The following is a 20,595-nucleotide window of genomic DNA, read 5'->3' as shown; positions in this document are numbered from 1 at the left end:
GTTATTCGTATACACCCTGTGTGTCTTTTCAAAATCTGCAAGCCCCTCTGCATCACGGGTGCGGCTGGGGTCGTAACCGATCCATACCGCTTCGCGATCCCGAAGGGCGTTGAGCGTTGTTGCCTCGCCTCAGCGATAGCGTTCCAACCAATGCGCGTAGGGTGCCGGCAAGGTCCAGGACGCATTGTCGACGCCCAGCTCTTTGGCTGCAAAATACGCCCAATGCGGGTCGGCCAAGTGGGCGCGGCCCACCGAAACCAGGTCAAGGTGCCCGGCTTGCAGGGCGCTTTCGGCCAGTTGCGGCGTACCAAAACCCCACGCCGAGGTGACCGGGATGCCCGCTTCGCGACGTACGCGCTCGGCGATCGGGCCCATGAAGGCCGGGCCCCACGGAATGTTGGTGTCAGGAATGGTGAAACCGACGCTGACGCTCAGCAAGTCCAGGCCGCCAGCCTTGAAACGGCGGGCCAGTTCGATGGATTCAGTCAGTGTTTGTTCGTCACGGCCGTCGTATTCGATCACACCGAAACGTGCGGTCAGTGGCAGGTTCTCTGGCCATACTTCACGCACGGCGGCCAGGGTTTCCAGCAGGAAACGGCAGCGGTTATCGAAGCTGCCACCGTAGGCATCGGTACGCTGGTTGGAATGCTCGGAGAAAAAGCTCTGCCCCAGGTAGCCGTGGGCGAAGTGCAATTCGATCCATTCAAAACCGGCGTCACGCGCCCGGCGGGCGGCATCGACGAAGTCCTGGCGCACACGGGCGATGTCTTCCAGGGTCATGGCGCGCGGCACGTTAGGCAGGTTCGCACCAAACGCAATCGCCGACGGCGCGATGGTTTCCCAGCTGCGCGCGTCGGACGCGGGCATGTGGTCATCACCTTCCCACGGGCGATTGGCGCTGGCTTTGCGGCCGGCGTGGGCAATCTGGATGCCCGGCACTGAGCCTGCAGCCTTGATGGCCTTGACCATCGGCACGAAGGCTTCGGCGTGTGCGTCGCTCCAGATGCCGGCGCAGCCTGGGGTGATGCGGCCTTCGGGGGCCACGGCAGTGGCTTCAACCACCAGCAAACCGGCGCCGCCACGGGCCATGCTCGCCAAGTGAACGTGGTGCCAGTCGTTGACGATGCCATCGTCGGCTCGGTATTGGCACATCGGCGGAATTGCGATGCGGTTGCGCAGGGTAACGTCTTTGAGTTTGAACGGTTCGAACAATGCTGACATCGTGGACTCCAGGAGCGAGTGAGTGATTCGATAGTTCGATGGTAATCGAACTATAGTATTCAACGATAGCCCCCTGTTATGATTCATTTCATGCGAGCTTTCAAACACCCGGCCATTGAAGACCTGACTCTCGAACGCGTGCTCTACGCGCTGAGCGACTCTGTGCGCCTGGAAATCGTGCGCTGTTTGGCCGGTGTGCCCGAGGCCACGTGTGGCGAGTTGGACGGCGGGCGGCCTAAATCGAGCATGTCCCACCACTTTCGCGTGCTGCGCGACGCAGGCTTGGTGCACACCCGCAGTGCGGGCACCACTCATCTGAATTCATTGCGCGGCGAGTTGCTTGAGAGCCGGTTCCCCGGGCTGCTGCAGAGTATTCTCAGCCAGCGCTAAAATCTGCATCAGTCCAGCAGCGAAACAAGCTGCGGCTCGATTGAGCTGCCCAGCACCTCAAGCACCGCCAGCGTCACCGGCAATTTGAAGCGCCGCCGCCCCGCGCTGCCGGGGTTCACATACAAGACTGCACCGCGCCACTCAATCAAAGGTTTATGCGAGTGACCGGTGATCACCAGCCGCGTCTGCGGGCCAAGTAACGCAGGCACGTCGGCAATGTCATGCACCACCAGCGTATTCCAGCCATGAACATCCAGGTTCAGATGGTCGGGCACCTGCTGCGCCCACACCGCATCCTGGTCATTGTTGCCGCGCACCACGTGCAGCGGCGCGATGCACGCCAATTGCTGAAGAATCTCCGCGCTACCGATGTCACCCGCATGAATGATCTGTTCACACCCTTGCAGCGCCGCCACGGCTTCGGGGCGCAGCAGGCCGTGGGTATCGGAAATTACGCCAACTTTCATAGCCCCTCCTGCTCGGTATTGATAAGCCCGCCTGACCGTTTTACTGATTGCCCCACCGCCGATAAGTTGCACGCGACTTAATCGATTCAGTCGCATGGCGAACCTTTACCCGCACATCAGCGTCCGAGTGTAGGTACTCTTGCTTACCGCTCCCTGCGAGGTCCTCGTTTGAAAGCCGCCATCATCAAAAAGTATCGCTTGATCATCAAGACCATGGGTTATGTGGGTTGGGCGCTGTTCTGGCTATTGTTGTGGGATGTCGCCGTCACGGTGGACTTCATGCTGTTCCTGACCACCAAGATCAATTTACCGCTGATGCCCCTGACGCTGCTGGGTTCGGCGCTGGTGGTGCTGATCAGTTTTCGTAACAGCAGCGCCTATAACCGTTGGTGGGAAGCCCGTACCCTGTGGGGCGCGATGGTGAATAACTCGCGCAGTTTTGCGCGCCAGGTGCTGACGCTGCTGGATGACCCGGACGGCGAGGCGCACCCGATCAAAGCCACCCTGCTGCGCCGCCATGTGGCCTACGTAAATTGCCTGGCCGCGCAACTACGACGCAAGCCGTGCCCGGACGAGGTGCGCGCGTTTATCCCGGCCGAAGAGTTTGCCCGCAACGGCACCACCAATAACTTCGCCAACGACATTCTCACCGGCTCCGCCGCCCTGCTGGCCAAGGAATACAAGGCCGGGCATTTGGACAGCATTCGCCTGGCGCGGATCGAATCCACTCTGGTCGACTTGTCCAACTCGCAGGGCGGCATGGAACGCATCGCCAACACGCCGCTGCCCTACCCTTACGTGTATTTCCCGCGGCTGTTTATTTCGCTGTTCTGCCTGATCGTACCGGTCGGCCTGGTGGAGTCGCTGGGTTGGTTTACGCCGCTGGCGTCGACGGTGGTCGGCTTTATGCTGCTGGCGATTGAACGCATCGGCACCGACCTGCAAAGCCCGTTTCATTCCAGCGAACACCAGATCCAGATGGAAAGCATCTGCGAAACCATCGAGAAAAACCTGCAGTCGATGCAGCGCGATGCGTTGGGCAGTGACCGCATCGGCTAACCACCCGCCTTACTGCATTCTCCCTCCTCAAGTGCCTGCTGCCCCGGTCGATATACCGGGGTAAGCATGGACCGCTTCACCCAAAAAACACATGCCCTGCTCCCTCCTACCGTTTCCCCTTGCCATAACTATAAATACCTGCGGGAGAAGTAATGAATATCAAGCAAAAGCTGACGTGGGCGTTTGCGGCTGTCGCGTGCCTGCCGGTTATTCTGGTGGCCGTGCTGGTTGTGTTGAACCTGCGTGCGGGGGCCATGGCCAACTTCCTCGACAGCAGTGGCCGCGAGATCCGCCAGATCGACAATGGCATGCAGCAGTTCTTCGACGGCATCAGCCAGAACGTCGACTACGTGGCCAAAGACCCGCGCATTATCGCGGCCAAAGACCTGAAGAGTTACGCCGGTGCCGACGCCGCGCAAATTGCGCTCACGCCGACCAATAAAGAGCTGCTGGAGATGTTCGACCAGTTCGCCAAGACCCACCCCAGCACCGCTTACCTGTCTTTGGGGTTGAAAGACGGCGGCTACGCCAGTTGGCCCGACGACACCAAACTCAACAACTACGACCCGCGCGTACGCCCCTGGTACCAGGCCGCTCTGGCCGCGCCCGGCACCACCGTGCGCACCGGCGCCTACTACTGGGCACCGGACGATGTGTCACTGATCGGCACCGTGCACACCGTCGCCGACGCCACCGGTAACGTACTGGGCGTGGTTGGCCTGGACGTATCGCTTAAACAACTCACCGAATTGGTGCGCAATATCAAGCTCGGCGAGAGCGGCTACCTGATGCTGGTGGAAGCCAACGGCAACGTGCTGGTGGACCCCAGCGATGCCAAGCACAACTTCAAGCCGCTGGCCGACTTGGGCGCCCCTTACGCCGAGCTGGCCAAGCGTGGCGACGGCGTCACCCAGGTCGACATCAATGGCGTGACCTACATGGCCAACGTGGTCAGTTCCAAGGGCTTGGGCTGGCGCTTTATCGGTTTGATCAAGCGCGATGAAGTGATGGCGCAAGCCTCAAGCCTCACTTGGCTGATTGCCGCCATCGCGGCGGTTCTGGCGGTGATCGTTGCACTCGTCGGCGCAAGCTTCGCCCGCGTCATCGTGCGTCCGATTCGCGGGGTCGCCGAGGGTTTGCAAGAGATTGCCGAAGGCGAAGGCGACTTGACCCGCCAGCTCAAGATCGAGGGCAAGGACGAAACCGCCAGCCTGGCGGGCTGGTTCAACCAGTTCCTGAGCATGATCGCGCAGTTGGTGCAGCGCATCGGCAACGCCTCTACCGACCTGCAAGCGGCCGCCGCCGATACGCGCGACGTCGCGCACAACATGAACCAGGCCGCCGGGCGCCAGCGTGAAGCAGTGGAACTGGTGAGCACGGCCTTCAACGAAATGCTCGCCACCGCCAACGAAGTGGCCCGCTCGTGCAGCGCCGCCGCGTCGAGTGCCGACGCAGGCTATCGCGATGTGCACGACGGCCAAGTGCACATCGGCGAAGCCACCGGCAGCGTGCTCAAACTCAGCGAAGACCTGCAAAAGTCGACCCAGACCATGCAGTTGCTTGAGCAGGACAGCAAGAACATCAACACCATCCTCGACACCATCCGCTCGATCGCCGAGCAGACCAACCTGCTGGCCCTCAACGCCGCTATCGAGGCCGCCCGTGCGGGTGACCAGGGGCGTGGTTTTGCCGTAGTCGCCGACGAAGTCCGCGCCCTGGCCCGGCGCACCGCCGACTCCACCGGAGAGATCGACAGCCTGCTCGGTAACCTCGCCCGCCGCACGCAAGACGTCACCCAACAGATGCAGGCCAGCCTTACGGTGTCGCACACCAGCGTGGAACGTATCCAGCAGGCCCGCGACAGTTTCGACAAGATTCGCGGCTCGGTGGATTCGATTCGTGACCAGAACACGCAGATCGCGACAGCCGCCGAGGAGCAACACCAGGTGGCTGAAGAGATCAACCGGCACATCGCGCAGATTCATGCCGACGCGCAGTTGATTGAAGGCTTTGCGCACTCGGCACAGACCGGGTCTGGCCGCTTGACGGATATTTCCGGCCAACTCAACGGCTTGGTGGGCCGCTTCAAGTACTGACGCGTCGGTGAGGCGGTGAGGCGGTGAGTATTCACCGCCTTACTGGGCTTGAAGACGCTGATCGTGAGCACGTCGAACGCACTGCATCATCGCCGCAAGCGTAAAAGACTATTGCAGGACGGAATGTACTAACTGGTTACTTATATTGCTAAAATCGCGTCTTTGCCCTCTCACCTTCGAGTCCTGTCGACATGAAAAGAGCATCGCGCGCCGCTGGCGCCTCAAAATATCTGCTGCTGGGGCTGGGCGTCATCATCGCCCTGCTCGGCCTCGCGCTGGCCATTGGCGGCGGTAAACTGGTCAGCCTGGGAGGCTCGTGGTACTTCCTGATCGGCGGTGCGGCAATGGCCGTCTCCGGCCTGTTGATTGCCCGGCGCAACCCGGCGGGTGCGTGGCTGTTCGCGGCGTTCCTGGTCGGTACGGCGATTTGGGCGGTGGCGGACGTGGGCCTGGTGTTCTGGCCGTTGTTCTCGCGGCTGTTCATGTTCGCGGCCATCGGCGTGGTGGTGGCGCTGGTGTATCCGCTGTTGGCCGGCAAACCTGCGCGCAGTGCCTATGGCGTTGCCGCCGTATTGGCGGTGGGCGTGGTGGTGGCGGCGGCAACATGTTCGTCGCGCACCCAAGTGTGGCACCGACCGGCGCTGGCCCTGGCGTAACGCCAGTGGCCCCGGCCGATGCACAAAAAGATTGGGCGCACTACGGCAACACCGAAGGTGGCAGCCGTTTCGCCGCACTCGACCAGATCAATCGTGACACCGTTGATAAACTCAAAGTGGCGTGGACCTACCACACCGGCGATGTGGCTATCAGCGACGGCAACGGCGCGGAAGACCAACTGACGCCGCTGCAAATCGGCAACAAGGTGTTCATCTGCACGCCGCATAACAACCTGATCGCGCTGGATGCCGACACCGGCAAAGAGCTGTGGAAGAACGAGGTCAACGCCAAGTCGGCGGTATGGCAACGCTGTCGGGGCATGGCGTATTTTGACGCCACCGCGCCGCTCGCCCAACCGAGCCAACCGAACAGCTCGCCGATCATTGCCGCCAGTGTGGCCGCCGGTGCGCAATGCCAGCGCCGCTTGCTGACCAACACGATTGACGCGCGCCTGATCGCCGTCGACGCCGACACCGGCAAATTCTGTGAAGACTTCGGCACCCACGGCCAAGTGGATTTGAAAGCCGGTTTGGGTAACGTGCCGGACAGCTACTACCAACTGTCCTCGGCGCCGCTGATCGCCGGCACTACCGTGGTGGTTGGCGGCCGCGTGGCCGACAACGTGCAAACCGATATGCCGGGCGGCGTGATTCGTGGTTTCGACGTGATCAGCGGGCAGATGCGTTGGGCATTCGACCCGGGCAACCCTGAAGACAAACAAGCCCCGAGCGGCGACAAGACCTACGTGCGCAGCACTCCAAACAGCTGGGCGCCGATGTCGTATGACCCGCTGATGAACACCGTCTTCCTGCCGATGGGCAGCTCGTCCACCGACATCTACGGCGTGGAACGCACCCAGCTCAATCATAAATACGGTGCCTCCGTGCTGGCGCTGGACGCCTCCACCGGCGTTGAAAAGTGGGTATACCAGACCGTCCACAATGATCTGTGGGACTTCGACCTGCCGATGCAGCCGAGCCTGATCGACTTCACCCCGCCGGGCGCCGACAAGCCTGTACCTGCGTTGGTGATCGGCACCAAAGCCGGGCAGATTTACGTGCTCGACCGCGCCACCGGCAAGCCGTTGACCGAGGTTAAGGACGTACCGGTCAAGGCCGCGAACATCCCCAACGAACCCTACTCGCTGACGCAGCCCAAATCGGTAGGCATGCCGCAGATCGGCGCGCAAACCCTGACTGAATCAGACATGTGGGGCGCCACGCCGTACGACCAGTTGCTGTGCCGCATCGACTTCAAGGGCATGCGCTACGAAGGCCTGTACACGGCGCCTGGCACCGATAAATCGCTGAGCTTCCCGGGCTCGTTGGGCGGCATGAACTGGGGCAGTATGTCCACCGACCCGGTGCATGGTTTTATCTTCGTCAACGACATGCGACTGGGCCTGTGGATTCAGATGGTGCCGTCGCAGAACAAGGCCCTCGCCGCGTCCGGTGGTGAAGCGCTGAACACCGGCATGGGCGCCGTACCGCTCAAGGGCACGCCGTATGCGGTGAACAAAAACCGCTTCCTCTCGGTGGCCGGCATTCCGTGCCAGGCGCCGCCATTCGGCACCCTCACCGCCATCGACATGAAGACCCAGAAAATCGCCTGGCAAGTGCCGGTCGGCACGGTGGAAGACACCGGCCCACTGGGGATTCGCATGCACTTGCCGATCAAGATCGGCCTGCCAACCCTCGGCGGCACCTTGTCGACCCAAGGCGGCCTGATCTTCATCGCCGGCACCCAAGACTTCTACCTGCGCGCTTTCAACAGCGGCAACGGTGATGAAGTCTGGAAAGCCCGCCTGCCGGTGGGCAGCCAAGGTGGCCCGATGACGTATGTGTCGCCGAAAACCGGCAAGCAGTACATCGTCATCACTGCCGGCGGCGCGCGCCAATCCACCGACCGCGGTGATTACGTGATCGCCTACGCCCTGCCCTAACCCCTGCTCGCGCGGTGCCGCCCGGCACCGCGCTTTGCGTTTGCTACCAATGCGTTTGGAAAACCCCGCATGCACCCCACTTCTCACACCTCTATTGGGCGCCTGTTGCTGGGCCTGGCCTTGGGTGCCGCCCTGCCCGTACACGCCGACGACACCCGCCTGAGCGGCGACTGGGGCGGCCTGCGCCGCGAACTCGACGAGCAAGGCATCCGCTTTACCGGCGACTACAGCGGCGAGACCGCCTACAACGCCGACGGCGGCCAGCACCGCGCGGCGCGCTATTCGCAAAACCTCAAGCTCGGGGTGCAGTTGGACCTCGGCAAGCTCTACGGGTTTAACCATGGCGACCGCGTCCAACTAACGATTAACGACCGGCGCGGCAACAGCGCCTCCGAAGACCTGGTGGGCAACCGCCTGCCGATTCAGGAAAACTACGGCGGCCTCTATACGCGCCTCACCGAGCTGAGTTACGAGCGCACGCTGTTCACCGACGCGCTGAACCTCAAACTCGGCTACATGGCGATGGGCAATGACCTCGGCGGCCTCGACAGCGGCATCCTATGCAACTTCATGAACGCCGGTTTCTGTGGGCACCCGCTGAATATGTCCGGTGGCAGCGGCTGGACCAACTACCCGAACGCGCGTTTGGGTGCACGGCTGAAATACGACCTTTCGCCGCAGTGGCAACTGCGCGTGGCCGCATTCAATGTCGACCCGTCGAGCAACGGCAACGCCAGCCGTGCCTGGCACCTGACGCCCAAACACACCACCGGCACGGTGGTGCCCATCGAGCTGGTCTACAAACACGCGGGCACGCTGCCGGGCGAATACAAGCTGGGTTATTACTACGACAGCTCCGATGTAAAGCGTATCGGCAGCCACCAGGACGTCAGCGGGCGCAGCGGTCATTACCTGCTGATTGACCAGGCCGTATGGGCTTCCAGCACCACCGCCGGCCGGGTGCTGCACGCGTTCGGCCAATACTCGGGCGCAAGCCTGGCCGCCTCGCCCTTCAGCAAATGGTATGGCGTGGGCGTGGTGCTTTACGCGCCGTTCGAAGGTCGCCCACGCGACACCGTCGCCCTCGGTTATGGCCGTGCGGTGCCGAACCCGCGCAGTCGTGAGGTGCAAGAATTGGCGGCGTTCAACGCCGGGGCTGACTACCCGGACCTGAACAATGCCGAGCAATTGGTCGAACTCAGCTATGGCTATCAGGCTACGCCGTGGCTGACCTTGCGCCCGGATGTGCAATACATCATCGAGCCGGGCGCATTTTCAGGCATGAATATCGACAACGCGCTGGTGCTGGGCTTGCAGGCCAAGGCGGTGTTTTAAGCCGCCCCACTCGCTCAAGCAGCATGCAGTCACCTGTGGGAGCGGGCTTGCTCGCGATGGCCTCAACCCTGTTCGCCTGATGTACCGAGGCGCCTGCATCGCGAGCAAGCCCGCTCCCACACAAGCCCGCTCCCACAAAAAGCGGTGCGCGGTTAAACCACGCTGGCGGCACTTTGCTGATACTCGCGCGGGGTGCAGCCGAACTCGCGCCGAAACACGGTATGCAGGTACTGCGCCGATTTAAAGCCACAGCGCGTGGCAATGTCGGCAATCGCCAGGGCATGGTTTTCCAGGCCCTTGGCGGCGGCCGCGAGTTTGAAGCGCAGGATTTCGTCGTGCACGCTGCAACCGCGCGCCTTGCGAAAGTGCGATTCCAGCGACGAGCGCGACACGCCGACATACGCCGCCACTTGCGCGGTCTTGATGCCCTGGCAGGCGTATTGGCGGATGAACAGCAAAGCCTGCATCACATAAGGGTTGCCCAAAGGTTGATGCACGCTGGACGCCTGAACATTGATCGCATCCGGCGCACCAGAATCTGCGTGCCCGCGCAGGGTTTGCCGTGCAGCATCTGGTGCAGCAGCGCGGCGGCGGTGCGGCCCATGGTCTCAGTGCCCTGAATCACCGAACTGAGTGGCACGCGTGTCAGCGTGCGCGTCAGCGGGTCGTTGTCGATGCCGATCAACGCAACTTCTTCCGGCACCGCGATGCCGGCCGTCAGGCAGGCTTGCAGCAGTTGCCGGGCGCGGGCATCGGTGACGGCGATGATGCCGATGGGTTTGGGCAGGCTTTGCAGCCAGGCGATTTGCTGCTCGACCGCGCTGTCCCACAGCGGTGCGCTGGTGCCCAGGCCGCGATACACCTCAACGTGCAGGCCATCGCGTTGCAGCAGTAGCCGAAAGGCTTTTTCGCGCTCTTGGGCCCAGCGATTGGCTTGGGCTTCGGGCAGGCTGAAACAGGCAAAGCGCGTCAAGCCGGCTTCGATCAGGTGTTCGTAGGCCAGCTTCATCAACGCGTGGTTGTCGGTGGCCACGTAGGGAATGCCCTTGGGGTAGGCGCGCGCATCCTGATAAGAGCCGCCCACCGCCACCACCGGCAGCTTGATGTCGGCCAGCGCCTCGCCGATCAGCGGGTCGTCGAAGTCGGCAATGATGCCGTCGCCCTGCCAGCGTTCGATACCTTTGAGGCGGCACAAAAAGTCTTCTTCCAGGAACAAATCCCACGACACACGCGTGCTGCTGAGGTAATTGCCGATGCCGGTAATGATGCCACGGTCGTAGATTTTGCTGCCGTTGAACAACAGCGCGATACGGTGAACAGGCGGTAGGGTTTTCATTATTTTTATCCAGGGCCAGTGCTCACAGACTAGACCTGACTGTTCAAAATCGCACTAGGTCTTGGTGATTTTCATAATCGCAAGCCCAAGTGCCGTTGCTAGTATCGAGACACCGCCAAGAACAATAAGGAAAACCCCATGCCGTACTTCCCCGGTGTCGAGAAGGTTCGCTTCGAAGGCCCCAGCAGCGACTCTCCCCTCGCCTTTCGCCATTATGACGCCAACAAAATCATCCTCGGCAAACCGATGCGCGAGCACCTGCGCATGGCCGCCTGTTATTGGCATACGTTTGTGTGGCCGGGTGCAGACATGTTCGGCGTGGGCACCTTCAAGCGCCCGTGGCAGCGCAGCGGCGACCCGATGACACTGGCCATCGGCAAGGCCGATGCGGCGTTCGAGTTTTTCTCCAAACTGGGCATCGACTACTACAGCTTTCACGACACCGACGTGGCTCCCGAAGGCCAGTCGATCAAGGAGTACCGCAACCACTTCGCACAGATGGTCGACCACCTCGAACGCCATCAGGAAACCACCGGCATTCGGCTGCTCTGGGGCACCGCCAATTGCTTCAGTAACCCGCGTTTTGCCGCCGGCGCGGCAAGTAACCCTGACCCTGAAGTGTTTGCCTACGCCGCCGCGCAGGTGTTCAGCGCGATGAACGCGACCCAACGCCTCAAGGGCGCCAACTATGTGCTGTGGGGCGGCCGCGAAGGCTATGAAACCCTGCTTAATACCGACCTCAAACGCGAGCGCGAACAGCTCGGGCGGTTTATGCGCATGGTGGTGGAACACAAGCACAAGATCGGTTTTAAGGGCGACCTGCTGATCGAGCCCAAGCCTCAGGAGCCGACCAAGCATCAGTACGATTACGACAGCGCCACGGTGTTCGGCTTCCTGCATGAATACGGCCTGGAACACGAGATCAAGGTGAATATCGAAGCTAACCACGCGACCTTGGCCGGGCACAGTTTTCATCATGAGATTGCCACCGCCGTGTCGCTGGGGATTTTCGGCAGCATCGACGCCAACCGTGGCGACCCGCAGAACGGCTGGGACACTGACCAGTTCCCCAACAGCGTCGAGGAAATGACCCTCGCCACCTACGAAATTCTCAAGGCCGGTGGTTTCAAGAATGGCGGCTACAATTTCGATTCCAAGGTACGCCGCCAGAGCCTCGACGATGTCGACCTGTTCCACGGCCACGTCGCCGCCATGGACGTACTCGCGCTGGCGCTGGAACGTGCCGCAGCGATGGTGCAGAACGACCGCCTGCAACAGTTCAAGGACCAGCGTTATGCCGGCTGGAACCAGCCGCTGGGCAAGGCGGTGTTGGCCGGTGAATTCAGCCTGGAGTCGCTGGCTGAACACGCGTTTGCGCACGCGCTGGACCCGCAGGCGGTGAGTGGCCGGCAGGAGATGCTCGAAGGCGTGGTGAACCAGTTTATCTACCGCTGACGGAATGGCTGGGGTGAATGGGTTTACTGTGGCGAGCGGGCTTGCTCGCTCGCTACAACAAGCCCGCTCGCCACCGGTACAGCCTTAGCCTGGAGTCGCTACACAGTGTCTTTCCAACAACAATAAAAGGACGCACAACCATGAACTCGTTCAAACGCAGCTTGCTCGTCACTGCCCTGTCCCTGCTCGCGCTGCCGGTAATGGCGGATTCCGCGCACCCGAAAATCGGTTTTTCCATCGATGACCTGCGCCTCGAACGCTGGTCCCGCGACCGTGACTACTTTGTCGCCGCCGCCGAAAAACTCGACGCCAAGGTGTTCGTGCAATCGGCCGATGCCAACGAGCAGAAGCAAATCTCGCAGATTGAAAACCTGATTTCACGCGGCGTCGACGTGATCGTCATCGTGCCATTCAACGCCACCGTGCTGACCAACGCCGTCAACGAGGCCAAGAAAGCCGGGATCAAAGTCGTGTCCTATGACCGCTTGATCCTGAATGCCGACATCGACGCGTACATCTCCTTCGATAACGAAAAAGTCGGCGAAATGCAGGCCAGCGGCGTGTTGCAAGCTGCGCCCAAAGGCAACTACTTCCTGCTCGGCGGCGCGCCCACCGACAACAACGCCAAAGTGCTGCGCGAAGGCCAGATGAAAGTGCTGCAACCGGCCATCGACAAGGGCGATATCAAGATTGTAGGCCAGCAATGGGTCAAGGAATGGAACCCCACCGAAGCCCTGAGCATTGTCGAAAACGCGCTGACCCGGAACAACAACAAAATCGACGCCATTGTCGCCTCCAACGACGCCACCGCAGGCGGCGCTATCCAGGCCTTGGCCGCGCAGAAACTCGCGGGCAAGGTGCCGATCTCTGGCCAGGATGCCGACCTGGCGCGATCAAGCGCGTGATCGATGGCACCCAGACCATGACCGTCTACAAGCCGCTCAAACTGATCGCCACCGAAGCTGCCAAACTCTCGGTGCAACTGGCCCGTAACGAGAAACCCGCCTACAGCTCGCAATACGACAACGGCAGCAAAAAAGTCGACACCATCTTGCTCACGCCGACACCGTTAACCAAAGCCAATATCGACCTGTTGGAGAAGGACGGCTTCTACACCAAAGAGCAGATTGGCGGGCAGTGAACGCCATGTCCGACTACCTGCTGCAAATGAACGGCATCGTCAAAACCTTTGGCGGTGTCAACGCGCTGGACGGCATCGACATCAAGGTGCGGCCGGGCGAATGCCTGGGCCTGTGCGGCGAGAACGGTGCCGGCAAATCCACCCTGATGAAGGTGCTGTCAGCGGTGTACCCGTACGGCACCTGGGACGGTGAGATCCTGTGGGACGGCCAACCGCTGCGGGCCCAGTCCATCAGCGAAACCGAGGCCGCCGGCATCGTCATCATTCACCAGGAATTAACCCTGGTGCCCGACCTCTCGGTGGCCGAGAACATCTTTATGGGCCACGAGCTGACGCTGCCCGGCGGGCGCATGAACTACCCGGCGATGCTGCACCGCGCCGAGGCGCTGATGCGCGAACTCAAAGTGCCGGACATGAACGTCGCGCTGCCGGTGTCGCAATACGGCGGCGGCTATCAGCAACTGGTGGAAATCGCCAAGGCACTCAACAAGCAGGCGCGCCTGTTGATTCTGGATGAACCCTCCTCGGCCCTGACCCGTTCCGAGATCGAGGTGCTGCTCAACATCATCCGCGACCTCAAGGCCAAAGGCGTGGCCTGTGTGTACATCTCGCACAAGCTCGATGAAGTGGCGGCGGTGTGCGACACCGTCGCAGTGATCCGCGATGGCAAGCACATCGCGACCACCGCCATGGTGGACATGGACATCGCGCAGATCATCACGCAGATGGTCGGCCGCGAGATGAGCAACCTCTACCCCACCGAACCGCATGCTGTCGGCGAGGTGATTTTCGAAGCGCGCAACGTCACCTGCTTTGATGTCGACAACCCCGCGCGCAAACGCGTCGACGACATTTCGTTCGTGCTCAGGCGCGGCGAAATCCTCGGCATTGCCGGGCTGGTGGGCGCCGGGCGCACGGAACTGGTGTCGGCATTGTTCGGCGCCTACCCCGGCCGCTACAGCTGTGAGGTGTGGCTCGACGGCCAACTGATCGACACGCGCACGCCGCTTAAATCGATCCGCGCCGGGCTGTGCATGGTGCCCGAAGACCGCAAGCGCCAAGGCATCATCCCCGACTTCGGGGTGGGCCAGAACATCACCCTGGCCGTACTCGACACTTACGCTCACCTCAGCCGCATCGACGCCGAGGCTGAGCTGGGCAGCATCGACCAGCAAATCGCACGCCTGCACCTCAAAACCGCCAGCGCGTTTTTGCCGATCACCAGCTTGTCCGGCGGCAACCAGCAAAAGGCTGTGCTGGCGAAAATGCTCATGGCCAAACCGCGCGTGCTGATCCTCGATGAACCCACGCGCGGCGTGGACGTGGGTGCCAAATACGAGATCTACAAACTGATGGGCGCACTGGCGGCCGAAGGCGTGTCGATCATCATGGTCTCCTCGGAGCTGGCCGAAGTGCTGGGCGTGTCCAACCGCGTGCTGGTGATCGGCGACGGCCAACTGCGCGGAGACTTCATCAACCAGGGGCTCACCCAGGAACAGGTACTCGCCGCCGCGCTCAGCCCTAACAATAACGATCGGAAGACCGCGTAGATGAATCAGGTCAAACACCTTTTTACTCGCTACAAAATGCTCGCGCTGGTGATTGCCGTGGCGCTCATCTGGCTGTTTTTCAGTTGGCAGACCGAGGGCGGGTTCCTGACCCCGCGCAACCTGTCCAACCTGCTGCGGCAGATGTCGATCACCGGGATTCTGGCGTGCGGCATGGTGCTGGTGATTATCAGCGGCGAAATCGATTTGTCGGTGGGCTCGTTGCTTGGCTTGCTCGGGGGCCTGGCGGCGATTCTGGACGTGGTGTATCACCTGCCGCTGCTGGCTAATCTCAGCCTGGTGGCGCTGTGTGGCTTGATGATTGGCCTGGCCAACGGCTACATGACCGCCTACCTGCGCATCCCGTCGTTTATTGTCGGTTTGGGCGGCATGTTGGCGTTTCGCGGGATTCTGCTCGGCATCACCGGTGGCACCACCATCGCGCCGGTTTCGCCGTCGCTGGTGTACGTGGGCCAAGGGTATTTGCCACACAGCGTGGGCGCAGGGCTCGGCGTGCTGTTGTTCGCCTTGAGCGTGTATTTGACCTGGAAACAACGGCGCAACCGCGCGCTGCATGGCTTGGCCGCGCACTCACGGATGCGTGATGCGCTACGTGTGGTGGTGATCGGCGCGGTGCTGGCCGGGTTTGTCACCACGCTCAACAGCTACGACGGCATCCCGGTGCCGGTGTTGCTGTTGCTGGTGCTGCTCGGCGTGTTCAGCTACGTCACCAGCCAAACCGTGTTCGGCCGCCGCGTGTATGCGGTGGGCAGCAATATGGAAGCCACGCGCTTGTCGGGCATCAACGTGCAAGCGGTGAAACTGTGGATATTCGGCATCATGGGCGTCATGTGCGCCTTCGCCGGCATGGTCAACACCGCACGCCTCGCTGCCGGCTCACCCTCGGCGGGCAATATGGGCGAACTCGACGCCATCGCCGCCTGCTTTATCGGCGGCACCTCCATGCGCGGCGGCTCGGGCACCGTGTACGGCGCATTGCTGGGGGCGCTGGTGATCACCAGCCTGGATAACGGCATGTCGATGCTCGACGTGGACAGTTACTGGCAGATGATCGTCAAGGGCAGCATTTTGGTGCTGGCGGTGTGGGTGGACGTGAGCACGCGTGCAGGAAGACGATGAAGCGGCAAGCGAGCTTTAAGCTGCAAGCCGCAAGCCGCCTGGTTTTAGCTTGCAGCTTGCAGCTTGCTACTTGCAGCTGCCCCTAGCTTATTGGGTTAGCACCACATCGCGCATTGGCGGGATGTAGCCGTAGTCATACGCTTCCTGCACAAATGAGCGGTCGCCCTTCAGTACAATCCTCACCGTTGGCGCTTCGGTGCCGCCGATTCGGTAGTCGTCGCCAGTGGTGGGCACGCTGTCGATAAACGATGTGACCAAACCATTCGGCATCACGCAGTGTGAATAGGTTTGAAATGGCTGCGACGGCGGGTTGCCGAGCACCAGGCCGGAGGCATTCATCGGCGTATAAGGGCCGAACAGGTGATCGCCGACAAACCCATACACGCCGTCCGGGCCGGTCAAGCCGTCAGCGTAGGTAAACTTGTGGCTGATGGTGAACAGGTAATACTTGTTGTCTTGAAATACATAGTGCGGCCGTTCGGTTTGATCATTCACCCCGACGGCGGTCACCAACGGCGGCAGAATTTCCCACTCTTCGCCTGTCAAGTCCTTAGCAACCGCTATACCGATACAACCGATTTGGAAACGCGCACCGCCGACATCTTCATAACCCGGCGGTACCAGGCCGAGTTCATCCGGGCCAATTGTGTGGCTGCCGCGTTCTCCGCCAACATTGCCCTCAAACACCATGTACAACTTGCCATCTTTCGGGTCGATAAAAGGGCTGGGGTCGCGGAAGTTCCACGTGGCGTTCTGCGCTTCAGTCTGGTAATAGGTGCCGTCGGCAGAAAATAAAGATTTAACGTGTGTAAAGCCTTGGAGTTCGACGCCGGTGTCCGACGTTATAACCTGGCCCCTGACTTTAGCGATAGTGGCACCCGGCGTGACGCAGGTGTAATACAGATCAATGTCACCATTGTTATTCAGCAGAATGGGTGTACCCGCCCATTCACGTGTGGTCGGCGAGACGCCTTCGGCCATCACCCGGCCACCGAAGATCCAGTCTTTGCCGGTGCGCGAGTACCAATAGCAAATACGCGCATGGCCATGGCGGTCTTCCCAATCACGCTTGATGTCATAGCGGCCATCGGCATTGATGAACTGCGGGTCATGCGGGCGGCGGTCTGCGGTCAGGGTAAAAATCACCGACCAGCCATTCACGGATACCACAGTGCCATCAAGTTCGCGCAAGGGCATGGTGTCCCAGATAAACACGCTGTCGCTCATAACGGGAAAGTCGGGGCTCACTAACGGCTGCGTAGTCGTCGGGTCATTTTCATTAACTTTTAGCGCATCAGCCCGTGTCCAGCGAGTGGGTGTGTAATTCGCATGTTTCATGTTGATGTCCTTTTACTGACGCTCAGGTAACAAGCGAAGATTAAATAGCACATGACAGCCGACAACTAAGTGGCGACTGAAAAGAATGAGTCACGGTGGACTCTGAAAGTGCAGAACAAGGTTTAACATGGAACATCGCTTACCGCAACATGAAGAAACATTTAAACTATAAAGGCCATCACTGTATTTATGTCCTTGATATAAAAACAATGGCACTTCACAACTAAGCAATTAAATAGAAAGTTAGCTAATCAAGTATCTCTTGCTGAACAATGGCTGAACGATGGCAAAAGAGCGGCTTGGCAGTCACTTAAACGGTTGATACGTCTCAGTCGATATGTAGATTATCCGGCGCATCCAACCCGCCCCGCCCCCTCTTGGAGAGACCTGTGACGCGTCCAACGTTATTCCCCTGCCTGAAATTGACGCCAGCCCTCATGCGCGTCGTTGCGCTGTGCGGGTCGCTGCTAATACCGATGCTCGCCCACGCCGACGATGTACCCGACGGTTTCGCCAAAGGTGTGACAGGCGGCGGTACAGTCGCGGCCGTGCACCCGGCCAGCCTGGACGAGTTGAAAAATTTGCTCTGTGCAAGCTATGACTACTTTGGCAACTGCACGGATGACACGCCACGCGTGATTGCTCTGGACCACGTCTATGATTTTCGCGGCAGTGTGCTGCACAACGGCAGCGCCCAAACCGTTGAAAGCGGCTGCATGGTCAACGTGTGCAAAAAAGGCGGCGGGCAATGGGCTCTCAATGGCGCCAACAATTTTTGTCAGTCGAGGCCGCCAGTCCAGGTGACCTATGACAATGCCGGCCTGGAGCGTTTGAAGGTGGGGTCGAACAAAACCCTGATTGGCGAGGGCGACCAGGGCGGCATCCAGGGCATGGGCTTATACATTGGCGGTGGCGCGCACAACGTGATCGTGCGCAACCTGAGCCTTTCAGACATCAACGCCCGTGTGGTGTGGGGTGGCGATGCGATGACCATCGACGGCGCCGACGGCGTGTGGATTGACCACAACCGGTTCGCGCTGATCGGCCGGCAGATGATCGTAACCGGCTGGGGCACCGCTGCCCACGTGACCATTTCCAACAACGAGTTCGATGGGCGTACCGACTATTCGGCAAGCTGCGACGGCCATCATTATTGGGTGTGGTTGTTCCTCGGGCATCACGACACCCTCACGGTGGCCCGAAACTACGTGCACGACACCTCAGGCCGTGGCCCCCATTCCGGGGGCATGGGCGAGGCAGAAATCTTCGCGCATGTGGTCAACAACGTTTTCAGCAACCTCACCTATCAGGGCGCGATCATGTCGCGAACTGACACCTCCCACCTGTTTGTGGAAGGCAACGTGTTCGACCATGTGGCCCATCCGCTATTCAATTACCCGGTGCAACCCGGCACAGCATTTGCGCCGTTCAGCCCACTATCGCCTTCAGTCAACAGCACTTGCCAGCGTATTATTGGCAGGCTATGCGCAGCCAACCAGGCGCAGGTGAGCGGCAACGATTATCGACCGCAGGATACCGCTGCGCTTGAAGCGTTTCAGCCCTACCTTGACTACCTCATCACCCCGCTGTCTGCAGATGTCGCGATGACACTGGTGCCCAGCGAGGCGGGTGTCGGCAAAATCGGCAACACCCCTCATCCCAATTAAGGATAATTTCGGATGCAGCACCCTCTACTGATTCTATGCTTTGCCTGCTTTGCAAGTATTGCCCTGCCCGCCTCTGCCCAAGCCGGCAATTTTGGCGCGACCCAAACCGGCACGCGTGTGGTGGTGGATACCGGCGCGGAGCTGGTGTTCAGCGTGGACACGCGCAACGGCGACCTTGTGTCGCTGCGCTATCGCGGTGACGAGTTGCAAACCCGTGAGTCGAAAAGCTCGCAAATTGCCTCCGGCCTCGGCACCGCACGCGTCGACGTGAAAACCGTCGGCGAGGTGATCGTGGTGAGCGCGCAGGCGGGCAATTTGATTCACTACTACATTGCGCGCAAAGGTCGCGACGCAGTCTACATGGCCACGTACGCGCCAACCTTGCTGCCGATCGGGGAGTTGCGTTTCGTCACGCGGCTCGACGTCAACAAGCTGCCCAAGGCGGCCTATGGCACCGACTCAAATGTGGGCAAGGCGATCGAAAGCGAGGATGTATTTTTGTTGGCGGATGGCCGCACCAGTTCCAAGTTCTATTCGGCAAAACCCATGATTGACGACCCCCTTCACGGGGTCAGCGGGCCAACCGTTGCCGTGTACATGCTGATGGGTAACCGTGAACTCAGTGCCGGCGGGCCGTTTTTCAAGGATATTGCCACGCAGAAAACCGCGACCACCCACGAACTGTACAACTACATGTTCTCCAACCACACCCAGACCGAGGCGTATCGCGGCGGTCTGCACGGCGTGTATGGCCTGCTGTTTACCAGCGGTGTGCAGCCGAGCGCCACGTTGAGCGACGTGAGCTTTGTGAATGACTCATTGGGGCTCAAGGGGTTTTTGGGCAGTGCCGGCCGAGGCTCTGTTTCAGCGCATGTGTCCGGTGTTGCCGCAGGCCAGCCGGCCTTGATCGGCCTGAGCAATGCGAACGCGCAGTATTGGGCGCGTGCCGACGCGCGAGGTGATGCGCAGTTGACGGGGGTGCGCCCCGGTCAATACCGCACCACGCTGTACCAGAACGAGTTGGAAGTGGCGCGCGGTTCGGTTGACGTCAAGGCAGGCAATATCGCCAATACAACGTTGACCGCGCAGCCACCGACTGGCCGCGTAAAATGGCAGATCGGCGTGCCTGATGGCACCCCTGCGGGCTTTCTTAATGCCAGTCGGCTTGCCTCGTCGCACCCTTCAGACACACGAATGGCTCCGTGGGGGCCCATCACCTACACGGTGGGAACCAGCCCGCTCGGCGACTTCCCCGCAGTGCAGTGGCGTGACATCAACAGCCCAACGCGCATCAGCTTTGTGCTCGGCGCCAATGAGGTTCAGGACTACCACCTGCGCGTGTACGTGACGCTTGCGCAAGCAGGCGGCCGCCCCCGCGTCAGCCTCAACCAACGCTGGAACGCGCCGGTGCCCGCAGCCTCCAACCAGCCCGACAGCCGAGGTATCACGCGCGGCACCTACCGCGGCAACAACACGCTGTTTGACATACTGGTGCCCAAGTCGGCCTTGCAAGCCGGGCTTAACACACTGGAGATTGGCGTCGCCTCCGGTAGCGCCGTGACGGGGTTCTTGAGCCCTGGTTTTGTGTACGACAGCGTGCAATGGGTGTCGCAGTCAGCGCAGTAAAAACCTGTGGGAGGGAGCTTTCTGCCATCGGGAGCAAGCCCCCTCCCACATTGGGATCGCGGCGTTTTTGCAAGGTGTCACTTGGCCACAGACATCGTAAATCCGCGCACTGCTACGATTCCGGGAACACGCTTAAAACTGTGGGAGGGGGCTTGCTCCCGATAGCGGTGTATCAGCC

11 protein-coding genes and 5 pseudogenes are annotated in these 20,595 nt (G+C 60.8%); 12 read left to right on the top strand and 4 right to left on the bottom strand.

Annotation, left to right across the window (positions count from 1 at the left end):
* Positions 1-129: 129 nt before the first annotated feature.
* The gene (locus tag F0169_RS19295; RefSeq protein WP_122250300.1) at positions 130-1,221 is read right to left on the bottom strand and encodes an NADH:flavin oxidoreductase/NADH oxidase; all 1,092 of its coding nucleotides are present in this window, start codon (positions 1,219-1,221) and stop codon (positions 130-132) included.
* A gap of 78 nt (positions 1,222-1,299) precedes the next feature.
* Here F0169_RS19295 and F0169_RS19290 point away from each other — a divergent pair, with 78 nt between their 5' ends.
* The gene (locus tag F0169_RS19290; RefSeq protein WP_058413245.1) at positions 1,300-1,611 is read left to right on the top strand and encodes an ArsR/SmtB family transcription factor; all 312 of its coding nucleotides are present in this window, start codon (positions 1,300-1,302) and stop codon (positions 1,609-1,611) included.
* An 8-nt stretch (positions 1,612-1,619) separates the two neighbouring features.
* Here the strand turns inward: F0169_RS19290 and F0169_RS19285 are convergent, their stop codons facing one another.
* Positions 1,620-2,078 carry a metallophosphoesterase family protein gene (locus tag F0169_RS19285; protein WP_152747356.1) on the bottom strand — a complete coding sequence of 153 codons (459 nt, stop codon included), beginning with the start codon at positions 2,076-2,078 and terminating at the stop codon, positions 1,620-1,622.
* Positions 2,079-2,246: 168 nt separating this feature from the next.
* Between F0169_RS19285 and F0169_RS19280 the strand changes: the two genes are divergently transcribed.
* The 5 genes and pseudogenes from F0169_RS19280 to F0169_RS19265 all read left to right on the top strand — a co-directional run bounded on the left by F0169_RS19280 (position 2,247) and on the right by F0169_RS19265 (position 9,167).
* Positions 2,247-3,137, top strand: coding sequence for a bestrophin family protein (locus F0169_RS19280; protein ID WP_058413247.1), 891 nt, complete (start codon positions 2,247-2,249; stop codon positions 3,135-3,137).
* Positions 3,138-3,289: 152 nt separating this feature from the next.
* Positions 3,290-4,369: pseudogene (locus F0169_RS28480) on the top strand (HAMP domain-containing protein); the annotation flags it as partial.
* Positions 4,370-4,696: 327 nt separating this feature from the next.
* Positions 4,697-5,233: pseudogene (locus F0169_RS28475) on the top strand (methyl-accepting chemotaxis protein); the annotation flags it as partial.
* 191 nt (positions 5,234-5,424) lie between these two features.
* A pseudogene (locus F0169_RS19270) lies at positions 5,425-7,832 on the top strand (glucose/quinate/shikimate family membrane-bound PQQ-dependent dehydrogenase).
* 69 nt (positions 7,833-7,901) lie between these two features.
* Positions 7,902-9,167, top strand: coding sequence for a carbohydrate porin (locus F0169_RS19265; protein WP_152747354.1), 1,266 nt, complete (start codon positions 7,902-7,904; stop codon positions 9,165-9,167).
* A gap of 152 nt (positions 9,168-9,319) precedes the next feature.
* On the opposite strand, the pseudogene F0169_RS19260 reads toward F0169_RS19265, so the two are convergent.
* Positions 9,320-10,503, bottom strand: a pseudogene (locus tag F0169_RS19260) (XylR family transcriptional regulator).
* 138 nt (positions 10,504-10,641) lie between these two features.
* Between F0169_RS19260 and xylA the strand changes: the two are divergent.
* The 4 genes and pseudogenes from xylA to F0169_RS19240 all read left to right on the top strand — a co-directional run bounded on the left by xylA (position 10,642) and on the right by F0169_RS19240 (position 15,786).
* Positions 10,642-11,958, top strand: coding sequence for a xylose isomerase (xylA, locus tag F0169_RS19255; protein WP_152747353.1), 1,317 nt, complete (start codon positions 10,642-10,644; stop codon positions 11,956-11,958).
* 140 nt (positions 11,959-12,098) lie between these two features.
* Positions 12,099-13,099 (top strand): annotated as a pseudogene (gene xylF, locus F0169_RS19250) (D-xylose ABC transporter substrate-binding protein).
* Positions 13,100-13,104: 5 nt separating this feature from the next.
* Entirely contained in the window at positions 13,105-14,649 is a 1,545-nt protein-coding gene (gene xylG / locus F0169_RS19245; RefSeq protein ID WP_152747352.1) for a D-xylose ABC transporter ATP-binding protein, read from the top strand.
* Positions 14,650-15,786 carry a sugar ABC transporter permease gene (locus F0169_RS19240; RefSeq protein ID WP_122250290.1) on the top strand — a complete coding sequence of 379 codons (1,137 nt, stop codon included), beginning with the start codon at positions 14,650-14,652 and terminating at the stop codon, positions 15,784-15,786.
* 87 nt (positions 15,787-15,873) lie between these two features.
* Here F0169_RS19240 and F0169_RS19235 read toward each other — a convergent pair whose 3' ends face one another.
* Positions 15,874-17,124: a glycoside hydrolase family 68 protein gene (locus F0169_RS19235; protein ID WP_058413256.1), complete on the bottom strand. Its 1,251-nt coding sequence runs from the start codon at positions 17,122-17,124 to the stop codon at positions 15,874-15,876.
* A gap of 437 nt (positions 17,125-17,561) precedes the next feature.
* Between F0169_RS19235 and F0169_RS19230 the strand changes: the two genes are divergently transcribed.
* On the top strand, positions 17,562-18,791 hold the full coding sequence (locus F0169_RS19230; RefSeq protein WP_152747351.1) for a pectate lyase family protein: 1,230 nt from the start codon (positions 17,562-17,564) through the stop codon (positions 18,789-18,791).
* Positions 18,792-18,803: 12 nt separating this feature from the next.
* On the top strand, positions 18,804-20,417 hold the full coding sequence (locus F0169_RS19225; RefSeq protein WP_152747350.1) for a rhamnogalacturonan lyase B N-terminal domain-containing protein: 1,614 nt from the start codon (positions 18,804-18,806) through the stop codon (positions 20,415-20,417).
* The last annotated feature ends 178 nt before the right edge of the window (positions 20,418-20,595 follow it).

Origin of the sequence: Pseudomonas kitaguniensis, from assembly GCF_009296165.1 — a bacterium.
GTDB lineage: Bacteria > Pseudomonadota > Gammaproteobacteria > Pseudomonadales > Pseudomonadaceae > Aquipseudomonas > Aquipseudomonas kitaguniensis.
The sequence above is the reverse complement of the archived record's forward strand: the minus strand, read 5'-3'. Positions and strand labels throughout refer to the sequence as shown.

What these genes read in the sequence shown, in the direction of transcription:
- F0169_RS19295 (WP_122250300.1), bottom strand. Translation starts at nt 1,221, where the DNA reads ATGTCAGCATTGTTCGAACCGTTCAAACTCAAAGACGTTACCCTGCGC.
- F0169_RS19290 (WP_058413245.1), top strand. Translation starts at nt 1,300, where the DNA reads ATGATTCATTTCATGCGAGCTTTCAAACACCCGGCCATTGAAGACCTG.
- F0169_RS19285 (WP_152747356.1), bottom strand. Translation starts at nt 2,078, where the DNA reads ATGAAAGTTGGCGTAATTTCCGATACCCACGGCCTGCTGCGCCCCGAA.
- F0169_RS19265 (WP_152747354.1), top strand. Translation starts at nt 7,902, where the DNA reads ATGCACCCCACTTCTCACACCTCTATTGGGCGCCTGTTGCTGGGCCTG.
- xylA (WP_152747353.1), top strand. Translation starts at nt 10,642, where the DNA reads ATGCCGTACTTCCCCGGTGTCGAGAAGGTTCGCTTCGAAGGCCCCAGC.
- xylG (WP_152747352.1), top strand. Translation starts at nt 13,105, where the DNA reads ATGTCCGACTACCTGCTGCAAATGAACGGCATCGTCAAAACCTTTGGC.
- F0169_RS19240 (WP_122250290.1), top strand. Translation starts at nt 14,650, where the DNA reads ATGAATCAGGTCAAACACCTTTTTACTCGCTACAAAATGCTCGCGCTG.
- F0169_RS19235 (WP_058413256.1), bottom strand. Translation starts at nt 17,124, where the DNA reads ATGAAACATGCGAATTACACACCCACTCGCTGGACACGGGCTGATGCG.
- F0169_RS19230 (WP_152747351.1), top strand. Translation starts at nt 17,562, where the DNA reads ATGCGCGTCGTTGCGCTGTGCGGGTCGCTGCTAATACCGATGCTCGCC.
- F0169_RS19225 (WP_152747350.1), top strand. Translation starts at nt 18,804, where the DNA reads ATGCAGCACCCTCTACTGATTCTATGCTTTGCCTGCTTTGCAAGTATT.